The 1993-nt window shown below is 48.5% G+C and carries 2 protein-coding genes and 1 pseudogene; 2 read left to right on the forward strand and 1 reads right to left on the reverse strand.

Going from position 1 to position 1993, the window contains the following annotated elements; translation table 11 throughout:
• Positions 1 to 112 (forward strand): annotated as a pseudogene (locus KP703_RS15240) (IS5/IS1182 family transposase); the annotation flags it as partial.
• Positions 113 to 324: 212 nt separating this feature from the next.
• Here KP703_RS15240 and KP703_RS15755 read toward each other — a convergent pair.
• On the reverse strand, positions 325 to 1443 hold the full coding sequence (locus tag KP703_RS15755; RefSeq protein ID WP_215755537.1) for an AAA family ATPase: 1119 nt from the start codon (positions 1441 to 1443) through the stop codon (positions 325 to 327).
• A 350-nt stretch (positions 1444 to 1793) separates the two neighbouring features.
• Between KP703_RS15755 and KP703_RS15250 the strand changes: the two genes are divergently transcribed.
• Positions 1794 to 1993, forward strand: a 200-nt coding sequence (locus KP703_RS15250) for a transposase (protein ID WP_215754528.1), incomplete at its 3' end; no start/stop codon positions are given.

Below are 1993 nucleotides of genomic sequence, written 5' to 3' on the forward strand. Positions count from 1 at the left end.
GTTCATCCGAACTGTCGGTATCACCCGGGCCACCATGAGGATCGGGCTGGCCAATATCGTCTACAACATGCGCCGCTTCCTCTTCCTCGAAAGGTTGAACGCGAGCGCGTAGTCATCCAGCGGGAGGGCAGTCCCCGATCTGCTCAAAACGCAGATCAAAAGCTACCCCAAAAACCGTCAATCAAATCGCCAAAACCCTGAAATCACGAGCCAGGCGCATCAACCAACGGTTCTTCGATCCCTCCATCTCCGCCGCGCTTTAATGAAATTGGTTGGCTTAATGTTTCGCCTTGGCCAATAAGGTAGTTAATAGGGTTATCCATCTTAAGCCTCCTCGTTACGGGCACGGCGGATGGTGTCCCGTGATAAGCCCGTCATTTCTGCTACTTGCCGCTGGGGAATGCCCGCGCTTTCTAACCGAACAGCTAACGCTTTCAGATTTGATTTTGGTAAAGCATGAGTTTCACGTTTAATTAAATCGAGAACGCATACCTCTACAGCAGTATCGGTTAGTACTGCTTGTCGTTTAAGCGTACGTAATGTTCGTGCTGCATCTGAATAAGACTGACCATCAAGAACTATTGCTAAAGCTCGTGCCCAATCTTGGCTGCTATCTGGCCCCAGCTCTTCAGAAAAAATCTGCTCTAAGTGAGTTGTATCGGGTAAAGGAAAGTTTATAACCGCATCGAAACGACGCCAGATGGCGGGATCCAATAATTCACCATGGTTTGTCGCCGCAATCAGCAATCGGTTGGCGGGCCACTTGTCTACTTCTTGCAGAATGACAGTAACAAGTCGCTTCAACTCTCCTACTTCAGTATCGTCATTTCGGCGCTTGGCGACTGCATCAAATTCATCCAAGAACAGCACACCATCATTAGCTTTAGCGTATTCAAGGACTGCGCGCAGATTGTTTCCGGTTTTCCCAAGTAGGCTACTCATTACAGAAGCGAGATCTAGTGTGAATAACGGTTTATTCAGCTTTTGCGCCATCCAGTGGGCTGTAAGTGTTTTTCCCACTCCTGGAGGCCCTGTAAATAGTACGGTTCGAGAAGGCTCTAACCCGGCTTTTATTAGCTCCGGAGTGCGTAGACGCTCCGCGATGACCTGCTCGATTTCTGTTGAAAGTTTCGCACTCATAATCGGAGCTGGGGATACAAAAGGGGCTACCTCAATATTAAGGAGGTCCCATCGGCTTTCTTGGTCTACAGGTACCAAGCGCATCCCTGTGGATGATGTTGTCTCTGGTTTTTCTCGAGCTCTGGTTGTAGCGCCTGCGCCGATGAATCCTTCGATGGCTTTTCCGGCGTCTGGATGGTCTTTCATAAGTGTGCGGGTAAGGCGACGTATAAACGCCTCCACTTGCTGTTTGTCAGCTTGTAAAGCCAGTCTCGAAAGATGGACTAAATTTTCAAGAAGTTTTGACGTTTCGGTCCGCTGCACGTCTTGTCCCACTTAACCATATGTTATTTATGACAAATTTTATAGATTCCTAATCTACACTGGACTAATAAAAATTACAAATTAAAAAAATTAGTCCAATGTCGTTTTTGGAGGGAAAATGCCAGACCCGTTTCCCACCCTATTGACTCTGGCTTAGGCGCTGGAACGCTTGAAAGGTATAGTAGGGCGCACCTACTTACTCCAGCATTTGAGAATGGTGCCAGAGTTTGAGGGGCGGCCAACCCATCGGCGGATGGCTGGGCGCATAGTGTTTTATCCAGAGGATGTTCAGTCCTTGCTGACTAGAGGGTGTTATGTACTTTCTGGCGTAAGTGTTCCAGAACAGATGGATGAATACTGCCCGCAAACCGTATCCGTCTGATATCAGTGACGAAGAGTGGTCTCTGATTGTTCCATACCTCCTTTTGATGAAAGAAGATGCGGACCAGCGACACCATAATCTGAGAGAGTTGTTCAACGGTCTTCGGTATGTGATCCGTTACGGCATTGCATGGCGTGCGATGCCGAACGATCTGCCGCCATGGACTGC

This window comes from Acetobacter sp. P5B1 (assembly GCF_018811985.1).
Taxonomy (GTDB): Bacteria; Pseudomonadota; Alphaproteobacteria; order Acetobacterales; family Acetobacteraceae; genus Acetobacter; species Acetobacter cerevisiae.